This window comes from Pseudomonas sp. PDM22 (assembly GCF_014851965.1).
Lineage (GTDB): Bacteria > Pseudomonadota > Gammaproteobacteria > Pseudomonadales > Pseudomonadaceae > Pseudomonas.
Window position 1 is genome coordinate 75,155 of sequence record NZ_JACVAR010000013.1, and the last position, 17,787, is coordinate 92,941.

At 66.6% G+C, this 17,787-nt stretch carries 16 protein-coding genes; 13 read left to right on the forward strand and 3 right to left on the reverse strand.

Features of this window, described 5'->3' with window-relative positions; translation table 11 throughout:
- Positions 1–311: 311 nt before the first annotated feature.
- The 7 genes from IB255_RS30275 (at position 312) to IB255_RS30305 (ending at position 6,286) form a co-directional block, all read left to right on the forward strand.
- Complete coding sequence (locus IB255_RS30275) at positions 312–680, forward strand: c-type cytochrome (protein WP_081518385.1); 369 nt, start codon at positions 312–314, stop codon at positions 678–680.
- A gap of 76 nt (positions 681–756) precedes the next feature.
- On the forward strand, positions 757–2,091 hold the full coding sequence (locus tag IB255_RS30280) for a D-arabinono-1,4-lactone oxidase (protein WP_412548140.1): 1,335 nt from the start codon (positions 757–759) through the stop codon (positions 2,089–2,091).
- A gap of 85 nt (positions 2,092–2,176) precedes the next feature.
- Positions 2,177–3,385 (forward strand): DSD1 family PLP-dependent enzyme, encoded by a 1,209-nt coding sequence (locus IB255_RS30285; protein ID WP_412548141.1) that lies wholly within the window; start codon positions 2,177–2,179, stop codon positions 3,383–3,385.
- 174 nt (positions 3,386–3,559) lie between these two features.
- Positions 3,560–4,600 (forward strand): AraC family transcriptional regulator, encoded by a 1,041-nt coding sequence (locus IB255_RS30290; RefSeq protein ID WP_081518382.1) that lies wholly within the window; start codon positions 3,560–3,562, stop codon positions 4,598–4,600.
- 91 nt (positions 4,601–4,691) lie between these two features.
- Positions 4,692–5,144: a universal stress protein gene (locus tag IB255_RS30295; RefSeq protein ID WP_081518381.1), complete on the forward strand. Its 453-nt coding sequence runs from the start codon at positions 4,692–4,694 to the stop codon at positions 5,142–5,144.
- Positions 5,145–5,283: 139 nt separating this feature from the next.
- Positions 5,284–5,535, forward strand: a complete 252-nt coding sequence (locus IB255_RS30300; RefSeq protein WP_081518380.1) for a hypothetical protein — start codon at positions 5,284–5,286, stop codon at positions 5,533–5,535.
- Between the two features lie 148 nt (positions 5,536–5,683).
- Positions 5,684–6,286, forward strand: a complete 603-nt coding sequence (locus IB255_RS30305) for a hypothetical protein (protein ID WP_081518379.1) — start codon at positions 5,684–5,686, stop codon at positions 6,284–6,286.
- 9 nt (positions 6,287–6,295) lie between these two features.
- Here IB255_RS30305 and IB255_RS30310 read toward each other — a convergent pair whose 3' ends face one another.
- The gene (locus IB255_RS30310) at positions 6,296–7,195 is read right to left on the reverse strand and encodes an acetoacetate decarboxylase (RefSeq protein WP_081518378.1); all 900 of its coding nucleotides are present in this window, start codon (positions 7,193–7,195) and stop codon (positions 6,296–6,298) included.
- A gap of 241 nt (positions 7,196–7,436) precedes the next feature.
- Positions 7,437–10,232 (reverse strand): ATP-binding protein, encoded by a 2,796-nt coding sequence (locus IB255_RS30315; RefSeq protein WP_081518377.1) that lies wholly within the window; start codon positions 10,230–10,232, stop codon positions 7,437–7,439.
- Between the two features lie 473 nt (positions 10,233–10,705).
- Between IB255_RS30315 and IB255_RS30320 the strand changes: the two genes are divergently transcribed.
- Both IB255_RS30320 and ycaC read left to right on the forward strand, forming a co-directional pair.
- Positions 10,706–11,116: a helix-turn-helix domain-containing protein gene (locus IB255_RS30320; protein ID WP_081518376.1), complete on the forward strand. Its 411-nt coding sequence runs from the start codon at positions 10,706–10,708 to the stop codon at positions 11,114–11,116.
- Positions 11,117–11,302: 186 nt separating this feature from the next.
- Complete coding sequence (gene ycaC, locus IB255_RS30325) at positions 11,303–11,932, forward strand: isochorismate family cysteine hydrolase YcaC (protein WP_024765864.1); 630 nt, start codon at positions 11,303–11,305, stop codon at positions 11,930–11,932.
- 291 nt (positions 11,933–12,223) lie between these two features.
- On the opposite strand, the gene yghU is transcribed toward ycaC, so the two are convergent.
- Positions 12,224–13,060, reverse strand: a complete 837-nt coding sequence (gene yghU / locus IB255_RS30330; protein ID WP_081518374.1) for a glutathione-dependent disulfide-bond oxidoreductase — start codon at positions 13,058–13,060, stop codon at positions 12,224–12,226.
- Positions 13,061–13,313: 253 nt separating this feature from the next.
- Between yghU and IB255_RS30335 the strand changes: the two genes are divergently transcribed.
- From IB255_RS30335 to IB255_RS30350, 4 genes are read left to right on the forward strand one after another with little or no spacing between them, the layout of a single operon-like run.
- Entirely contained in the window at positions 13,314–14,846 is a 1,533-nt protein-coding gene (locus IB255_RS30335) for a sugar ABC transporter ATP-binding protein (protein WP_081518373.1), read from the forward strand.
- A 13-nt stretch (positions 14,847–14,859) separates the two neighbouring features.
- Positions 14,860–15,882: an ABC transporter permease gene (locus tag IB255_RS30340; RefSeq protein ID WP_081518372.1), complete on the forward strand. Its 1,023-nt coding sequence runs from the start codon at positions 14,860–14,862 to the stop codon at positions 15,880–15,882.
- A gap of 25 nt (positions 15,883–15,907) precedes the next feature.
- On the forward strand, positions 15,908–16,963 hold the full coding sequence (locus tag IB255_RS30345) for a substrate-binding domain-containing protein (RefSeq protein ID WP_081518371.1): 1,056 nt from the start codon (positions 15,908–15,910) through the stop codon (positions 16,961–16,963).
- 9 nt (positions 16,964–16,972) lie between these two features.
- Entirely contained in the window at positions 16,973–17,638 is a 666-nt protein-coding gene (locus IB255_RS30350; RefSeq protein WP_081518703.1) for a sulfite oxidase-like oxidoreductase, read from the forward strand.
- Positions 17,639–17,787: the final 149 nt, after the last annotated feature.

Below are 17,787 nucleotides of genomic sequence, written 5' to 3' on the forward strand. Positions count from 1 at the left end.
ACCGGCGGGTCTGCGTGGTCCTCCGGGGCGCCATCGTTCTTATGGGGTGTTGCCGTCCGGCCAGGCATCTTTGCGTGCCTGGTCCTCGACAGTAGGAAAGATTGCCATCCCTCTGGATTAGGGATAGCACTCGAACGACCCTGCGCATCCTGAAACCGACAAGGGACCCAAACCGCCACCTTGTCCGCTCAGAGCCCCCTTGTTGGCCGGTAATGCCCTCGGGCGTGGCCGCTGCCCGGCTTAACCTGCCAGCTACCCATGACAACAAGAATCCGCGCCGTCGCCGCGCGCGGGAAGAAAAGGGGAGCACCATGCATAAACCCGCAACACCCTGGCTTGCGCTTGCCTTGCTGGCCCTGACCGGCCTGCTCGGCGGCTGTGGCGACGATGCCGCGCCGCCGGTGGCCCGCAACGCTGCCGTCCTGTCGCCCGCTGATCCCGCGCTGGCGAAGATCTATGACAGCAGCTGCAAGCTCTGCCACGCCAACCCGGCCTCCGGAGCGCCGCAGACCGGTGACGCGAAGGCCTGGCAACCGCGTGTCGCCCAGGGCGCCGACAGCCTGCTGGACCACAGCATCAACGGCTTCAAGGGCATGCCGCCGATGGGCATGTGCATGCAGTGCTCGGAGGAGGAGTTCCTCGCGCTGATTTCCTTCATGTCCGGCCAGTCGGTCCAATAAGCGCGGGGTTCCTTCGATGCCAATTCATCTCACCCGCCGTCAACTGCTGCAGAACGCGGGCATTGCCGGCGCATTCATGGCGCTGTCGAGCAGCCCGCTGGCGGCCGAGCTGGCCCGTGCGCCGCGACTGATTCCCTGGCGCAACTGGTCCGGCGGGCAGAGCTGCCTGCCGGCGGCGCGCCTGGCGCCACAGAGCCTGGACGAACTGGTCCAGGTCATCCGCCAGGCCCAGGGCAAGGTCCGCCCGGTGGGCTCGGCGCATTCCTTCAGCGCCCTGGTGCCCACCGACGGTACGCTGGTTTCGCTGGCCTATTTCAACGGCCTGCTCGGCCACGATGCCGACACGCTGCAGGCGGAATTCGCCGCCGGCACGCCGATGTCGCTCATGGGAACGGCGCTGAAGGAGATCGGCCAGGCGCTGCCGAACATGTCGGACATCGACTACCAGACCCTGGCCGGGGCGATCTCCACCTCGACCCACGGCACCGGGGTTGGCTTCGGTTCCTATTCCTCCCACGTCGCCGGCTTGCAACTGGTGACCGCCAGCGGCGAGGTGCTGGACTGCGACGCCCAGCGCCATCCCGAGGTGTTCAACGCCGCACGGGTGTCCCTCGGCGCCTTCGGCATCGCCACCCGCGTGCGTCTGCAGAATCGCGCGGCCTTCCGCCTGCACGAGCGGCAGTGGATCGCCAGCACCGAAGAGCTGCTGGAGGACGTGGAAAAGAACACCCGCGAGAACCAGCACTGGGAAATGCAGGTGCTGACCCATTCCGACTACGCGCTGTCCATCGCCCTCAACGAGACCACCGACCCGGCAACGCCGCCGCTGGACCCGGCCAAGGAGGGCGGCAACGAGTACGTGAGCATCATCGAGGGCCTGGACAAGTACGGCAGCGATTTCCCCGCCGCGCGACGCTTCCTGCTCAACAGCCTGCGCCACATCGCCAGCTTCGACGACCGCATCGGCGACTCCTACGACGTCTTTGCCAACGTGCGCAACGTGCGCTTCAACGAGATGGAGTATTCGGTCCCGGCCGAACACGGCCCGGCCTGCCTGCGCGAGATCCTCAAGCTGATCAACGACAAGGACCTGCGCACGTGGTTCCCCATCGAGTACCGCTACGTGAAGGCCGACGACATTCCCCTGAGCATGTTCGAGGGCCGCGACAGCTGCTCCATCTCCGTGCACCAGCACTACAGCATGGATCACCACAACTTCTTCGCCGCCGTCGAGCCGATCTTCTGGAAGTACGCCGGCCGGCCGCACTGGGGCAAGCTGCACACGCTGAACGCGCGCACGCTGCAACCGCTGTATCCGCGCTGGAAGGAGTTCACCGAGGTGCGCCGCGAACTGGACCCGCAGGGCAAGTTCCTCAATGCCCACCTGTCATCGATCCTGGGCGTGGCCTGACAAGGAAGAAAAATCCATGAAACGACGCAACTTCATCGTCGGCGCGGCGGGGGCGGGCGTCCTGCTCGCCGGTGCCGGCGCCTGGCTGCGCCCGAGCGACCACGGCGCGCCCTATGACGACTACTTCGCCCGGCTCAACCGCGAGCTGCGCGAGCACGGGCCGATGCGCCCGGTGATGCTGATCGACCTCGATCGTCTGGATCACAACGTCGACGTGGTGATGCAGTCGGTGGCCCGCACCGGCAAGCACCTGCGTGTGGTGGAGAAGTCCCTGCCGTCGCCGCAACTGCTCGACTACATTGCCAGGCGCGCCGGCACCCGGCGGATGATGTCCTTCCACCAGCCCTTCCTCAACCACGACGCCGAGCGCTTCCCCGATTCCGACCTGCTGCTGGGCAAGCCACTGCCGGTGGGCTCGGCGCAGCAGTTCTACGAGAACCTGCGCGGCCCCTTCGACCCGACCACCCAGCTGCAATGGCTGCTCGATACCCCTGAGCGCCTGCAGCAGTACCTGGCGCTGGCACAGGGACGCAATACCCGGCTGCGGATCAACATCGAACTGGACGTCGGCCTGCACCGGGGTGGCGTGGCCGATCATGAAACCCTGGGCAGGATGCTCAGGATCATCGGCGCCAACCCGCAGCACCTGGAGTTCGCCGGCTTCATGGGCTACGACCCCTTTGTCGGCATGGGCGTGCCCGAGGTCCTCGGCTCCTCGGAGGAGCTCTTCGCCAAGGTGATGACCCTCTACGACGGCTTCGTCGACTACGCCCGCACCCAGCACCCGACGCTGTGGAAGCCGGGCCTGACGCTCAATACCGCCGGCAGCCCGAGCTACAGGATGCACGAGAACGAACGCACCAGCACCGAGGTATCGGTGGGCTCGGCGCTGGTCAAACCGACCCACTACGACCTGCCTTCGCTGGTGGACCACCAGCCCGCTGCGTTCATCGCCACACCGGTGATCAAGAGCACCGGCCCGGTGCAGATTCCGGCGCTGGATGACAAGTCAAAGCTGTTCTCCTGGTGGGACCCGAACCTGCGCGAGACCTTCTTCGTCTATGGCGGCAACTGGATGGCCGAGCCCGAATCGCCCCGTGGCCTGCAGTTCAACGGCCTGTACGGACGCAGTTCGAACCAGGAGATGGTCAACGGCTCCAGCGCCGTGGGCCTGAAGGTGGACGACCAGATGTTCCTGCGGCCGACCCAGTCCGAGTCGATCCTGCTGCAATTCGGCGACCTGCTGGCGGTGCGGGGAGGGCGCATCGTCGAGCAGTGGCCGGTCTATAGCTGACTGGCGCAGCGCCGGCGCAAGATGGGGAGTCTTGCGCCGGCAGCTGTTTCAACGGCTGCCTGTAATATTCTGTTACGCCCGCTCTTGGCGGGCCTGCGAACGCGTTATGATGCGGCCATCGTGCGCCAGCCACATAACAAGAATCGCCGGCGCCCCCGATCGAGAGCAGCCTGCATGCCCAGTACAAGCATCGATGCGCAATACGACCTGGCCCTGGTTTCGCCCTTCCTGCTGCAGACCCTGGCCGAGGTCGCCGGTGACGAAGGCGTCAGCGGCGAGCGCCTGTGTCGTGGGCTCGGCTTCACCGCCGAGGAGCTGCAGGACCCGGACCAGCGCGTTACCTACCGGCAGACGGTGGCGATGATCCAGCGTGCCCTCGCGGCACTGCCTGAGCGTGGCCTGGGGCTCTGGGTCGGCCACCGCAACGTGCTGGGCACCCTCGGTTTGCTGGGCCATGTGCTCTCCCTCTGCAAGAACCTGCGCGATGCCTTCGAGCTGGGCCGCCGTTTTCAGCACACCACCGGCGGCATCGCGGTCTGCAACCTGATCGAGGGGCCGCAGGAGAGCTTCATCGAAGTGGAATGCCGGCTGCCCTTCGCCGACATCCAGGTGTTCGCCGTGGAGGAGTTCTTCGCCAGCCTGCTGGTCTACAACCGCACCCTGATCGGGCCCCAGTTCCAGCCCCTGCGCTTCGAGTTCACCCACGCCGCGCCGGCCTATGCAGCCGAGTACCGCCGCCTGCTCGGGCCGAACCTGCAGTTCGGCTGCCTGCACAACCGCGTGGCCATCGCCAGCCACTGGCTGGATGTGCAATTGCCCAGCCATCATCCCGTCGCCCTGCGCCAGGCGCTCAGCCTGCTGGAGGCGGAGTCCGCTCCGGTACAGCAGAAGACCGGCCTGCTGGAAACAGTGGAACGCGCCATCGCCCGCGACCTGGCCCACGGCAGCCCGATCGACAAGGTCGCCAGCGAGCTGAACATGAGCAGCCGGACCTTGCGTCGTCGCCTGAGCGAGCACGGCATCACCTTCGATGCGTTGCAGGACCAGGTGCGCCACGCCCGCGCAATGAGCCTGCTGAACAACCCGGAAATGCCCATCGAGCGTATCGCCGAGGCGCTTGGCTACAGTGACGTGCGCGGCTTCCGCCGCGCCTTCAAACGCTGGACCGGGCTGAGCCCGTCCGCCTGCCGTGACGAGGTCGCTCCGGCGCACTGATGCGCCATGGGGTGATTACATTGACACGGCACAAGGGCGTTCCTGGCCCGGGCAGTTAAGGTCGAACTGCCCAAACAACGAGGAGCACAGCATGTACGAGCACGTACTGGCCGCCGTCGACGGCAGCCCCGTTTCGTTCCGAGCCCTGGCCGAAGGCGCACGGCTGGTCCGCATGAGTGGCGGTGAACTGCACGTCATCACCATCGTCGACCGTCCGCTGGGACACCTGCCTTATTACGCCAAGTACTATGACGCCGAGGCGCTGCAGGCCGCCGCGCTCAAGGCTGCCGACGACATCCTGAGCAAGGCTCGGGAGGTGGTCAGCGAGTACGCCGCACCCGCTAGTTACCAGCGCGTCACGATGGAGACCACCGGTGAGGAAGTGGCTGACCGCATCGAGGCCGAGGCCGATGCCGTCAAGGCCGACGCCATCGTCATGGGCACCCACAGCCGCCGTGGTGTGCATCGTCTGATGCTGGGCAGCGTGGCCGAAGGCGTGCTGCAGTCGAGCAAGCGCCCGGTGCTGCTGGTACGCGATCAGTAGGCGCGGCTGGGGCCGGCTGCGGGTAGCCGGCATTGCCTTTCGTCGTCCAGTGCGGCGAAGCCTTCGCCGTCCCCGGCAAGCCCTCGGGAAATCGGCTGTACTGGATAGTCCCGATCCCTGCGCGACAGGAGGTGCTGCCATGACCCGTTCCCTGTTCACCGCGATGCTCGCGGCGACCTTCCTCTTCGCCTCGGTCGGGACCGCCTGGGCCACCGAGCAGGGCAACCAGCGCCGCCAGGCGCGGGATGTGCGCCAGGAAACCCGCCAGGATGCCCGCCAGACCAAGCAGAACTGCCGTGCCGCGGACCAGCAGTACAACGCCCAGTGTCGGCAGGACAAACGCCAGACCAAGCAGCAGGGGCGTGAGACCGCGCGGGACATCAAGTACTGAAAGCGCCAGAGCGCGAAGTGCCGCACGGTGGATGGCCGGGCGGCTGCTACGCTCGGTGTAGCCACGCAGCCATGAAGGAGCGGCATGCGTGTTCCTGTACTTGCCCGCAAACCCCGAACGCAAACACCCTGACGCAAGGAGTCGCCTGATGAGTGTGTCCCGTTGGATCTGCCTGTCCCTCGCCGCTGGCGTGCTGGTCGGCTGCCAGAGCCAGAAGAACGATGAGCTGAGTTACCAGTACGACAGCACCGAGTCGGTTGCCAAGGGTGTGCCGGGCGGCGCGATGACCGAGACGGAGGAGATGCAGGCCAGCGTCACTGCCATCGATCGCAGCAAGCGGACCTTCACCCTCAAGGATGACCACGGCAACAGCCGCACCCTCCAGGCGCCGCCGGAGATGCGCAACTTCGACCAGCTCAAGGTGGGTGACAAGGTCCGCGCCATCGTTGCGCTGGAGCGCCTCGTCTTCCTGCGCGAGCCGGGCCAGGAAACCGGCAGCGGCGGCGCCGGGCTGCTGGCTACGGCGCAGCCGGGCAGCAAGCCGGGCATGCTCGCGGCCGACACGGTGGAAATCACCGCCACCGTCAAATCCATGGACACCGCCAAGCGCACTGCCACCCTGCAGTTCGCCGACGGCAGCCAGCACACGGTCAAGGTCCGCCCCGACGTGGTGATGAAGCCCGAGTACCTCGGCCGCCAGCTGGTGATGCGGGTGACCTCCGCCGTCGCCGTCAGCGTCCAGCCGCAGTAGGGCGTCCGTTCAGGGCTGGCTCTCCAGCGGCGAGGGCAGGTGGAGCACGATCTGCGCATCCTTGACCACGTCCAGGCGCAGGATGCGCGCCGCGCCCAGGCCATCGAGCAACTGGCTCAGCGGCCCGCCGTTGCGGGCAAGCCGGACGTTGCCGGGCAGCAGCTTCTGCGCGTAGGCCAGGGTGTTGCTCTGCACGCGCGTCTGGTGCCAGCGGCCATCGACCTGATGGACCATGGTGGCAGTGCCCAGGCGCGATTGCGGGGTGGCGATCTCCAGCGCCGGCAGCGGCGCCTGCAGGACGAGGTCGGCTTTGCCGTCGGGCCCCTGGATGCTGGCCGACACTTCGCTGCCGATCTTCACTTCGATACCGGTGCGCCATTTCGGCAACTGGTAGCCATGCACGCCGCGCACCCGCGCGATCTCGGTGGAAACCGGCAGGGCCAGCACATGGGCGACGAAGCTGCGGCGGCGCACGGCGTCGAACAGTTCCAGGGCATGGCTGCCCCTGGCGCCCGGCCGGCGGATGACGATGGCGACCGAGACTTCATCGTACGGGTCGTTGTCGCACACCGAGTAGGAGAAGAAGGTCAGCGCCACCAGCCCCTGGCCGGGCAGGGCGCGCAGCGGTTCCAGCGGCACCGGCAGTGTGGCGCGCAGGCGGTCGATGGGCGCCAGGAACAGCAGCTGGATGCTGCTGGTGCGGTAGTAGAAATTCGGCGCCCAGGTTTGCCCGACGCGCGAGGCGACCATCTGCTTGGGAATGCGCCGGAAGTAGTCGATGTTGCCGGCGGCGGGGTCCTTCGCTACCTCGTTCAGGTCCGGGTTCATCCGGTAGCGGTCGTAATAGCCGCCCTCGATCACTTCAACGCTCTGGGTGCCGAACTCGACTTCCTTGAACCGCGCCTTCATCTGCTGACCTCTGCTTGACCCTGGTGGGAGCCGCCCAGTGTTACGAGCCGGGCGGCGGATGGGCTTACCCTAAGTTTAAAGTTAACTTTAATGTCAAGCGGGTTGCTGCGGGGCCGGTGGGTTGCGTATCGGGGGCACTGCAGATAGCTCGCGTCTGCTTCACCGGCTGGCATGGACGTTCCATTGTAGGAGCGCGCCATGCCCGCGATCGCGCGCATGGCGCGCTCCTACAGGCACGTCGTCAGTGGGCGCAGGCCTCAAGGCATTGCTGTGCTCTGCGCTGGTCCGGTGAGTCGAATCCCTCGGTAAAGCGCTGGTAGACCGGCTCCAGCAGTTGCCGCGCGGCCTGCTGTTTGCCCTGCGCGCTCCACAGCTTCGCCAGGCCGGTGGCCGATCGCAGTTCCCAGGCCTGTGCGCCTTGCTCCTGTGCCAGCGTCAGGGCGCGGGTCAGCAGGGTTTCGCCGCCGAGCAGGGATTCGCGGTCGCCGCGCGCCAGCAGGGCGACCGCTTCGTTGCGCAGGATTTCCGGTGCGCACCAGCCGGCCGCGCCGGTGCGTGCGCGCATCAGCTGGGCCTGATCGGCAGGCAGGGGGCGACCGCCGAGGGTCTGCACGATGTCGCGCACCAGGCCGACGGCAGGTGCCATGGCGCCGGCTGTTTCATCGAGTTGCATGGCCCACGCATAGTGCCGCGCCCAGTCGGTGAACAACGGCACGCGGTGGCGCTCGGCAACCTCGATCATCTGCCGCACGCGGCTGCGGGCCTTGTCGAACTCGCCGTTGTAGAAGGCGATGACGCAGCCGGCCACCGCAAGGCTGTAGGCGATGGAGGCGCTGTGGTCGATCTCGCAGGCCAGCTCGATGGCCTGTGTCGCCATGCGCTCTGCCTGCTCGGGAAAACCGCGTAACCAGAGCGTGCGCGCTTGTGTCGCCAGGGAGGCAACCTGCTGGTCGTACTGCACGCCCAGGCAGGGGGCGAAGCGGTTGGCCCGGCGCTGCTCCTCCAGACGCCGCAGCACTTCATCGCCGACGGCCTGGGCGCGTACCTGGTTGCCCGAATAATGCAACGCCAGCACCTTCAGGCGCAGGGCGCTGGTGGCAAGCATTTCGCCCTGGCCATCGCTCAGCCGGTCGAAGTGCCGGCTCTGCTCGGCCGCCTGCTGGTACTGGCCGGCCCACAGCAGCACGGCCAGGCCGCCGGACAGCGCGGTGAGTTCACCGTTGAGGTCGCCGATCTGCTGGGCGAGGTAGCGGGCGTTCTGGAAGGCTTCGTCCGCCTGGCTATTGCGCACGTCGTGGTAGGTCGTGTTGCCCAGCGCCAGTTCCAGGCGCATGGCCAGTGGCAACGATGAAGCGGATTCGGCGCTGAGCAGGCCGAGTGCCGCGCTCACATAGGGGCCGTATTCGTGCAGCAGTGACAGCTCCTGCCAGAGCGGCGCCGAGCAGGCCGCGAGGTGAATGGCCTGGGTGTGCCGGACCTCCGCGTGCAGCCCCCAGTCGAGGGCCGCGCGAACCTCGGCGAGCCATGGCGAATGTTGCTTGAGCCAGCCCAGCGAGGCGGACCTTTCCCAGTCGTTCTGCGCGGCCTGCATCGCGCTCTGGCACAGCTGCAGGTGGCGTTCGCGGGCCTCGTGCAGCTCGCCGGCGGCCTGGAGTTTCTCCAGCGCATGCAGGCGGGTCGGTTCGAGCAACCGGTAGGTGACTTCGTCGCTGCGAATCTCGGTGGTCAGCAGCGACTTGGCGGTCAGCTGGTTCACCAGCACGAAAGCCGCACCCAGGTCCGCCGGCTGGCCGAGGACGGCGGCGATGGAGTCCAGGGTGAAGCTGCCGCGGAACACGCTCAGGCGACGCAGGCAGTATTGCTCCGCAGGGCGCAGCAGTGTGTAGCTCCAGTCGAGCATCGCGCGCAGGTGTTCGTGGCGGCTGGGCGATTCATCGGACTGCAGCGGCAGGTCCAGGTAGCCGTCCTGCAGCAGCGCGTCGATGCCGCCGTCGGCTTGGCCCAGGTGGCCGGCGGCCAGTTCCAGCGCCAGCGGAATGCCCTCCAGGCGTCGGCAGATTTCGCCGACGCGGGGGAGGTCTTCGGGGCGGAATTCGAAGTCCTCGTGGGTCCCCTTGGTCCGCTCGATGAGCAGTGCGACGGCGGGGTAGGCGAGGGCGTCCTCGACGCTGCCGACCTGCGCCGGCGGGCATCCGAGCGGCCGTAGCGGCAGAATGTATTCGCCGGTGGCGCGCAGGCTCTCGCGGCTGGTGGCGAGGATGTGGATCTGCGGCGCGTGGCGCAGCAGGCACTCGACCAGGTGCGCGGCTGCCTCGATCAGGTGCTCGCAGTTGTCGATGAGCAGCAGCATCTGCCGGTCGGCGACCTGGCGGCAGAGATGTTCCAGCGATTCGCCGGCCAGTCCCGGAATGCCCAGCGCGCCGGCCAGCGTGCTGTTCAGCGGCCGCGCATCCTGCAGTTGGGTGAGGTCGAGCATGCGGATGCCGTGGGGATACCGGCCGATGAAACGCTCCGCGGCCTGCAGGGCGAGGCTGGTCTTGCCGATGCCGCCACAGCCCACCAGGCTGACGCAGCGACGTCGCGGCAGCTCGGCGACCAGGCGCTCCAGTTCGGCCTCGCGGCCCAGCAGGCGGTTGCGCCGGGGCGGCAGGTTGTGATCCGCCGACTGGCTGTCATCGGGGGCGGGCGTCGCCTGCGCCGACGCCGTCAGTGGCTCGACGAAGCTGTAGCCGCGCAGGGCGATCGTGACGATGAAGCGCCGACCGTTCTGGCCGTCGCCCAGCGCCTTGCGCAGGGCGGTCATGTGGACCCGCAGGTTGCCTTCGTCGATGTCCTGGCCGGGCCAGGCGCGGGCCAGCAGCTCGCGCTTGCTGACCACCTGGCCGGCGCGCTCCAGCAGTGCCAGCAGGATGTCCAGCGCGCGTTGCCCCAGGCGCAGCGGGCGGCCGGCTTCGAGGATCACGCGGGATGCGGGATAGATCTGGTAAGGGCCGAAATGAAGCACGGTTTCGACCGTGGCCGCGGGCTCGGGAGTCATCGTCTGGTAGTCGCTTTCGCACGCTGGGGGCAGATTGCGTGCCGGCCCGGGCGTCAGCCCTGGTGGCACAGGTCCATCGACTCTGCGGTCGATTGGCCATTCTTCTGTGAACGGTAATCAGGGTAAACGACGGCTCGGCGTTGAGCCATCCTGCGCCGGGCGTGGCGTTCTGCCGGCGGGCTTAATAACGATTAACGCCGGGCCAGCTGCCCCGCTGCCCAACGAGACCAGCCCGGCGCAACGCGTCGTTCGGACTTTTGCCCTACAGGCCCCGCTGGGCGAGGCCCGGCGGCTGATCACAGGTACTTCCACGGGGGTGGCGAGCGACAGGGCAGCCCCTGGAAACCTTTGCTCGCGAGCGTCGAACCGCTGCTTTTGTTCTGCTGCGGATTAATGCGGTTTAACCAGCTTTAACTCGCCGGTACCCCTGCACCCACAAAGAATGGTTCGCAGACCGCAGGGGAGAGACCAGCATGCTTCAGAGACTCATCAGCCAGATTCCAGTGGACGCCCCCAAGCGCGACCTGGCCCCCTGGCAGAAGGAGCGTGCCCAGGCGCTGCTGCTCAAGCATCTGGACAGCGGCATCACGGTCAGCGACCTGGCCGCCGCCTGCGCACTGTCACGCAGCGACTTCACCCGCAAGTTCAAGGTCACCACCGGCCATTCGCCCCAGGCCTGGATGCGAATCCAGCGGGTGGAGAAGGCCAAGCAACTGATGCGTGAATCGACCTTCCCGCTGGCGGAGATCGGCCTGCAATGCGGCTTCTGCGACCAGGCGCATTTCTGCCGGATCTTCTACCGCATCGAAGGCGTCACGCCGCTGAGCTGGCAGCGACGCTTCTTCGATGGAGTGCGCGAATCCACCTGGCGGCACGCGGGTTAGCCCGATCACCCGGCGGCATCTTTGTGATAGATCGTTCTGTAAATGGAACGCTTGAAGCGAATTTTGCCATCTGGTGGATCAAGGGTGTCGAATTTAATCTTTGTTCCATGCAGTGACGCACTGCAAACGAGTCCAAACCTTCCCGGCCCAGCCGGCACCCACTGAAAGCAAATCGAGGATTTCACCATGACCAACGCCACCTACAACCGCCTGGACAAAGACAACGCCGCCGTACTGCTGGTTGACCACCAGGCCGGTCTGCTCTCGCTGGTCCGCGACATCGATCCGGACAAGTTCAAGAACAACGTGCTGGCGCTGGGCGACCTGGCCAAATTCTTCAACCTGCCGACCATCCTCACCACCAGCTTCGAAACCGGCCCCAACGGCCCGCTGGTTCCCGAGCTGAAGGCACAGTTCCCGGACGCGCCGTACATCGCCCGCCCTGGCCAGATCAACGCCTGGGACAACGAGGACTTCGTGAAAGCGGTGAAGGCCACTGGCAAGAAGCAGCTGATCATCGCCGGCGTGGTGACCGAGGTCTGCGTGGCGTTCCCGGCGCTGTCGGCCCTGGCGGAAGGCTTTGACGTCTTCGTGGTGGCGGACGCGTCCGGCACCTTCAACGAGATGACCCGCGACGCCGCCTGGCGCCGGATGGAAGCGGCTGGCGCCCAGCTGATGACCTGGTTCGGCGTAGCCTGTGAGCTGCACCGCGACTGGCGCAACGACATCGAAGGCCTGGCTGCACTGTGCTCCAACCACATCCCGGATTACCGCAACCTGATCACTGCCTACAGCACCCTGACTGCTGGCAAGTAATCGCACGCTGAAATGAAAAAACCGGAGCCCTGGAAGGGGCTCCGGTTTTTTATTGGCGTTCGTACGGTGCTCTCCTGCGGAGGCGGAGCCTCTCCGTGACCGTAGATTCCATTCACATCGAGGCCGCGGCGAGGCACGACCGTAGGATGGGTGGAGCGCAGCGATACCCATGCTGGCGGCGCACCGGATTTGATGGGTATCGCTGCGCTCCACGCCATCCTGCGAGAACGTTCGCCGGGAGGGGCGGCAGAGTGCGGGACGCGATCCAGCTCACGCCCCAGGGCTAATGAATCACTTGCTGAAGTCGTCGGCGCTGTGTCGCTCCGGCAGGGCGTCGTCGCCCCAGGTGCGGTTGACCCGGCGGCCACGCTGCACCGCCGGGCGAGCGGCGATCTCGTCGGTCCAGCGGCGCACATGGGTGTAGCTTTCCACGTCGAGGAATTCAGCCGCCTCGTACACCTGGTTGTTCAGCAGTGCGCCGTACCAGGGCCAGATCGCCATGTCGGCGATGCTGTATTCGTCGCCAGCGATGTAGCGGTTCTCGGCGAGCTGGCGGTCGAGCACGTCGAGCTGGCGCTTGACCTCCATGGCGTAGCGGTTGATCGGGTACTCGTACTTCTCCGGCGCGTAGGCGTAGAAGTGGCCGAAGCCGCCGCCGAGGAAGGGCGCGCTGCCCATCTGCCAGAACAGCCAGTTCAGCGTTTCGGTGCGCTTGGCCAGGTCCCTGGGCAGGAAGTGGCCGAACTTCTCCGCGAGGTACACCAGGATCGAGCCGGATTCGAAGATGCGCAGCGCCGGCTCGACGCTGGTGTCCAGCAGGGCGGGGATCTTCGAGTTCGGGTTGATCTCGACGAAGCCGCTGCCGAACTGGTCGCCGTCGCCGATCTTGATCAGCCAAGCGTCGTACTCGGCGGCGCTCACGCCCAGCTCCAGCAGTTCCTCCAGGAGGATGGTGACTTTCACGCCATTGGGCGTAGCCAGCGAATACAGCTGCAGCGGGTGCTTGCCGCGCGGCAGTTCCTTGTCGTGGGTCGGGCCGGCGATGGGCCGGTTGATGCTGGCGAAGGCGCCGCCGTTGCCCTTGTCCCAGGTCCAGACGCGGGGTGGAGTGTAGGTATCGTTCGCCATCGTGAGTTCTCACCTTGTGGGTTGAATGCCATGGATGCTAACCGCCGGGTCTGCGTTGCGTCAGCCGATTTTCGGGCGGCTGTTGCTGGGCGAACAGTACGCCTGTGCATGCGCAGCCGGTTGTTAGCATATGCATAAACGATATTAAAAATTAGTTGATGCATGGTTTGAGATTATAAAAGAATCGCCGCTCAGTCCAACGGCGAAGCTCTGAAACGGCGCTTTCGCTCTGCCGCGTCGTATCGAGAGCCCGATGTCCGTCCAAGCTGCTTGTGTCCCGTTCCTCCGCCTCGAAGGTGTCGGCAAATCCTTTGCCGAAAACTGCGTGCTGGTCGATCTGGGCCTGGAAATTCGCCCCGGCGAGGTCCTTGCCCTGCTCGGCGCCAACGGTGCGGGCAAGTCGACGCTGGTGAAGATCATCGCCGGCTCCCATGGCCACGACGCCGGGCAGTTGCTGATCGACGGCCATGAGGTTCATTTCACCTCGCCCCACGACGCCCGTCGCCACGGCATAGTTGCCGTGCATCAGCAGGTGGAGCAGGGTGTGGTGCCCGGCCTGAGCGTCGCCGAAAACCTCCTGCTGGACGAGCTCTGCGGCGCCGCCGGCTCCCTGATCTTCCGTCCGCGCGAGGCACTAAGGCGCGCAGCTGAAATCGCCGCCGGCCTGCAACTGCACCTGCCACTGCAGGCGCCCATCGAAACCCTCGGCACCGCCGAACGGCAACTGGTGATCCTGTCCCGCGCGCTGGCGCTGAAACCGCGCCTGCTGATTCTCGACGAGCCCACTGCATCGCTGTCGACCGTCGAGGCCGAGCGTCTGTTCCATCTCATCGACCACCTGCGCGAACGCGGCGTGGCGATCCTCTACATCTCCCATCGGCTGTCGGACCTGCAGCGCGTGGCGGACCGCGCGCTGGTCCTGCGTGACGGCCGCCTGGTGGGCGAGTTCAGTGCACCGCTGGATCTCGGCTCTGCCGTGGAATCCATGCTCGGCGCCGCGCTGGGTGCAGTGCAGTTGCAGCCGCTGGAGCGCGGCGAGACGGTGTTGTCCCTGCGCGACTGGCAGCTGGAAGCTCACAGCGCAGCATTCGACCTGGACCTGCACGAAGGCGAAGTGGTCGCCCTGACCGGCCTGCTCGGCGCCGGCAAGAGCGAGATCGCCGAAGTGCTGTTCGGCCTGCGCCGCCATCACGCCGGATCGATCCGCCTGGATGGCCGCGACTGGCTGCCCCGCACGCCGCGCGAAGCGATTGCCGCCGGCGTGTTCTTCGCCGCCGAGGACCGCGCGCGCAACTCGCGGGTACCGGGCTTCTCGGTGCGAGCCAGCATGACATTGCCGTTCCTGCGCAGTTTTACGCGCTTCGGCTTCGTCGATCGCACGGCCGAGCGCGCCAAAGTCGCCGAGCAGATCGAAGCGCTCGGCATCAAGGGGCCCGGCCCCGAGCATCCGCTCGAACTGCTCTCCGGCGGCAACCAGCAGAAGGTCATCCTCGCCCGCTGGCTGCTGGGGCAGGGCCGCGTGCTGATCCTCGACGAGCCCTTCCAGGGCGTCGACGTGCGCGCCCGCCGCGACATCGGCCAGCGCATCCGCGCCAGCGCCACCGGCCGCGCCACGCTGGTGATCTGCAGCGACCCGGACGAAGCCCTGGAAATCGCTGACCGCATCCTCGTCGTGCGCGACGGCGCGGTGGTCGCCGAGCTGCCCCGGCACGACCTGCAACGCAGCGAAATCGTCGCCCATTTCACCCCATCCAACCCTTCACGCCAGGAAGCTGCGCGTATCTAGAAAGGAGCCGTGCGTGTCCAGAACTGCCGTGGGCAGCCCAGCGACGTCGCCCGTCGCACGCTTGCTCGACTTCCTCATCCATTACGCGCTGCTCTTGCTGCTGGCCCTGCTGGTGCTGGTGTTCGCGCTGCTGGAGCCGGCCTTCCTGCGGGTCGGCAACCTGTTCCTGGTGCTGCAGTCGGTGTCCATCGTTGCGCTGCTCGCGCTGGGTGTGACCCTGAGCATGGCCGTGGGCGGGCTGGACCTGTCCATCGGTGCGGTCGCCGCGCTGAGCCTGATGAGCGCCAGCTACGTGATGGTGGTGCTGGACTGGGGCCCGCTCGCGGCGATCCTCATCAGCCTAGGCCTCGGCACCCTGGTGGGGCTGCTCAATGGCTGGCTGATCGTGCGCATGCGCGTGCCGGATATTCTCGCGACCCTTGGCAGCATGTTCCTGGTAGTCGGCGTGCAACTGATCCCCACCGGCGGCCGCTCCATCGCCGTCGGCATGACCCTGCCCAACGGTGACGAAGCGCCGGGCGCCTTCGCCGGCTGGTTCATCGCCCTCGGCCGCGCGCAGTTGTGGGACCGCGTGCCGGTGCCCGTGGTGATCATGCTCGGCTGCGCGCTGCTGGTCTGGCTGTTCCTCGAGCGCACGCGGCCGGGCCGGCTGTTCTACGCCATCGGCGGCAACGAGCAGGCCGCGCGCCTCGCTGGTGCGGCGGTGGAGCGCTACAAGCTGCTCGCCTACGTGCTCTCGGCGCTGCTCGCTTCACTGGGCGGATTGCTGCTGGCGGCGCGCCTCGGACGTGGCGACGTCAGCTCCGGCAACGGGCTGGTGCTCGATGCCCTTGGCGCTGCGCTGATCGGTTTCGCCGTGCTCGGCGCGCAGAAGCCCAACGCCTTCGGAACCCTGGTGGGCGCGGTGCTGGTCGCGACCCTGCTCAATGGCCTGACCATGCTCAACGCGCCGTATTACGCCCAGGATTTCGTCAAGGGCGCCGTGCTGGTCTCGGCCCTGATGTTCACTTTCGGTCTGGCCCGGCGTGGGCGCTGATCGCACTTTCTCGGAGATTCAACGGATGAAATTCACCCCCGCCAAAACCCTGCGCGCGCTGTTCGCCGCCGGGCTGTTGTTGTCCGGCGCAGCCAGCGCCGTCGCCGCCGGGCTACCCGGTGCGCCCGCACCCTTCGACAAGGGCGGCGTGCAGATCGCCCTGGTCGGCTACCTGTTCTCTGGCGACTTCCCCGAGGCCTATCTGCGTGGCGTCGAGAAGCAGGCCAACGCGCTGGACGTGAAGCTGCGCGTGTTCGACGCGCGCCAGCAGGCGGCCACCCAGCGCGAGATGCTGGAGCAGGCCATCGACCTGGGCGTGGACGGCATCATCGTCCAGCTCGGTCTCGCCGAAACGCTCAAGGACTCCATCGACAAGGCACTGGCCAAGGGCATCAAGGTGGTGACCTTCGACGTCGACGTGAACGACCCGCGCATCACCCGCGTCGAGCAGGACCACCGCGAGCTGGCGCGCCTGGCGCTCAAGCAGGTACTGCAGGATAACGGCAACCAGTTTGACGCTGGCTACGTGTACATCGACGGCTTCACCCCCATGGAGCGCCGCGATGAAATCTGGCGCCAGGTGAAAGCCGAGAACCCCGGCATCGTCGAGAAGGCGCGCTTCGGCACGCTCAACGCGCCGATCGCCAACTCGGTGGCCGACCAGGCCAGCGCGGTGCTGCGCGCCAACCCGGATATCACGGTGTTCTTCGCACCCTTCGACGAGTTCGCCAAGGGCGTGAAGATCGCCGTGGACGAAGCCGGGCTGGGTAAGCAGGTAAAAATCTACAGCGCCGATATTTCCACTGCCGATATCCAGATCATGAAGGAGCAGGGCAGCGCCTGGAGCGCCACCGCCGCGGTCAACCCGGAAGTGGCCGGCGCCATCAGCGTGCGCAGCCTGGCGCTGCGCATCGCCGGGGAGAATCCGGGCGAGCAGGTGCTGGTGCCGCCGACCCTGATCACCCGCCAGCAATTGCTCGACCTCGACGTGAAGAACGTCCGTGACCTGGCGCGCAAGGTGCCCGCCTTCGGCGAGGCGCAGAAGGTGGCGCAGGCGCCGTGGATTCCGCTGGCGAACTGAAGCATGAGCCTGCACGACAAGGCCCGGCGCCTGAAGAAGGCGCGCTCGCCGGCTGGCGACCCGCGTTATGGCGAGCGCCTGCCTCCGGGTCAGGTGCTGACCGAGCGCTTCCCGATCCTCCACGAAGGCGAGGTACCCGAATACGACCGCGTGACCTGGCGCCTGCGCCTGTCCGGGGCACTGTCCAGAACGCTGGAACTGAGCCTGGACGACCTGCTGGCGCTGCCGCAGCGCGAGCTGGTCTGCGATATCCATTGCGTCACGCGCTGGTCCAAGTTCGACACCGCGTGGCGCGGTGTGCACCTGTCTGACCTGCTCGCGCACTACGGCGTGGAACCGGCCGGGCAGTTCGTCATGGCCTACGCCGACCATGACTACGAGACCAACCTGCCTCTGGAACACCTGCTGCGCCCTGACAGCCTGCTCGCCACGCATTACGCCGGCGAGCCGCTGACCCCGGTGCACGGCTGGCCGCTGCGGCTGGTGATCGCCGGGCGCTATTTCTGGAAGAGTGCGAAATGGCTGCGCGAGCTGGCATTCAGCGACAGCGACCGCCTCGGATTCTGGGAGCGCAATGGCTTCCACAACGAGGCTGATCCGTTCCGCGAGGAGCGTTTTTCCGGCGAGACGCTGGATATTCCCGAGGACGAATGGGAGCGCAAGGCCTTTGATTGACGGGCGTCGCTGTTGCTGGGCAAACACTTTGAGCTGTTGCTCGGCGAACACCGTAACCAGTTATAAACAAAGCATTTTTTATTCGTTTGAAAGCATTCTGCCACTGGCTAGGATGACGCCTTCCCCATCTGGTCAGGGATGACCGGCGA

Excerpts from the sequence above, each read along its gene's own strand:
- IB255_RS30280 (WP_412548140.1), top strand. The coding sequence starts at position 757 with ATGGCGCTGTCGAGCAGCCCGCTGGCGGCCGAGCTGGCCCGTGCGCCG.
- IB255_RS30315 (WP_081518377.1), bottom strand. The coding sequence starts at position 10,232 with ATGACTCCCGAGCCCGCGGCCACGGTCGAAACCGTGCTTCATTTCGGC.
- IB255_RS30295 (WP_081518381.1), top strand. The coding sequence starts at position 4,692 with ATGTACGAGCACGTACTGGCCGCCGTCGACGGCAGCCCCGTTTCGTTC.
- IB255_RS30320 (WP_081518376.1), top strand. The coding sequence starts at position 10,706 with ATGCTTCAGAGACTCATCAGCCAGATTCCAGTGGACGCCCCCAAGCGC.
- IB255_RS30290 (WP_081518382.1), top strand. The coding sequence starts at position 3,560 with ATGCCCAGTACAAGCATCGATGCGCAATACGACCTGGCCCTGGTTTCG.
- yghU (WP_081518374.1), bottom strand. The coding sequence starts at position 13,060 with ATGGCGAACGATACCTACACTCCACCCCGCGTCTGGACCTGGGACAAG.
- IB255_RS30335 (WP_081518373.1), top strand. The coding sequence starts at position 13,314 with ATGTCCGTCCAAGCTGCTTGTGTCCCGTTCCTCCGCCTCGAAGGTGTC.
- IB255_RS30275 (WP_081518385.1), top strand. The coding sequence starts at position 312 with ATGCATAAACCCGCAACACCCTGGCTTGCGCTTGCCTTGCTGGCCCTG.
- IB255_RS30300 (WP_081518380.1), top strand. The coding sequence starts at position 5,284 with ATGACCCGTTCCCTGTTCACCGCGATGCTCGCGGCGACCTTCCTCTTC.
- IB255_RS30310 (WP_081518378.1), bottom strand. The coding sequence starts at position 7,195 with ATGAAGGCGCGGTTCAAGGAAGTCGAGTTCGGCACCCAGAGCGTTGAA.
- IB255_RS30345 (WP_081518371.1), top strand. The coding sequence starts at position 15,908 with ATGAAATTCACCCCCGCCAAAACCCTGCGCGCGCTGTTCGCCGCCGGG.
- ycaC (WP_024765864.1), top strand. The coding sequence starts at position 11,303 with ATGACCAACGCCACCTACAACCGCCTGGACAAAGACAACGCCGCCGTA.
- IB255_RS30305 (WP_081518379.1), top strand. The coding sequence starts at position 5,684 with ATGAGTGTGTCCCGTTGGATCTGCCTGTCCCTCGCCGCTGGCGTGCTG.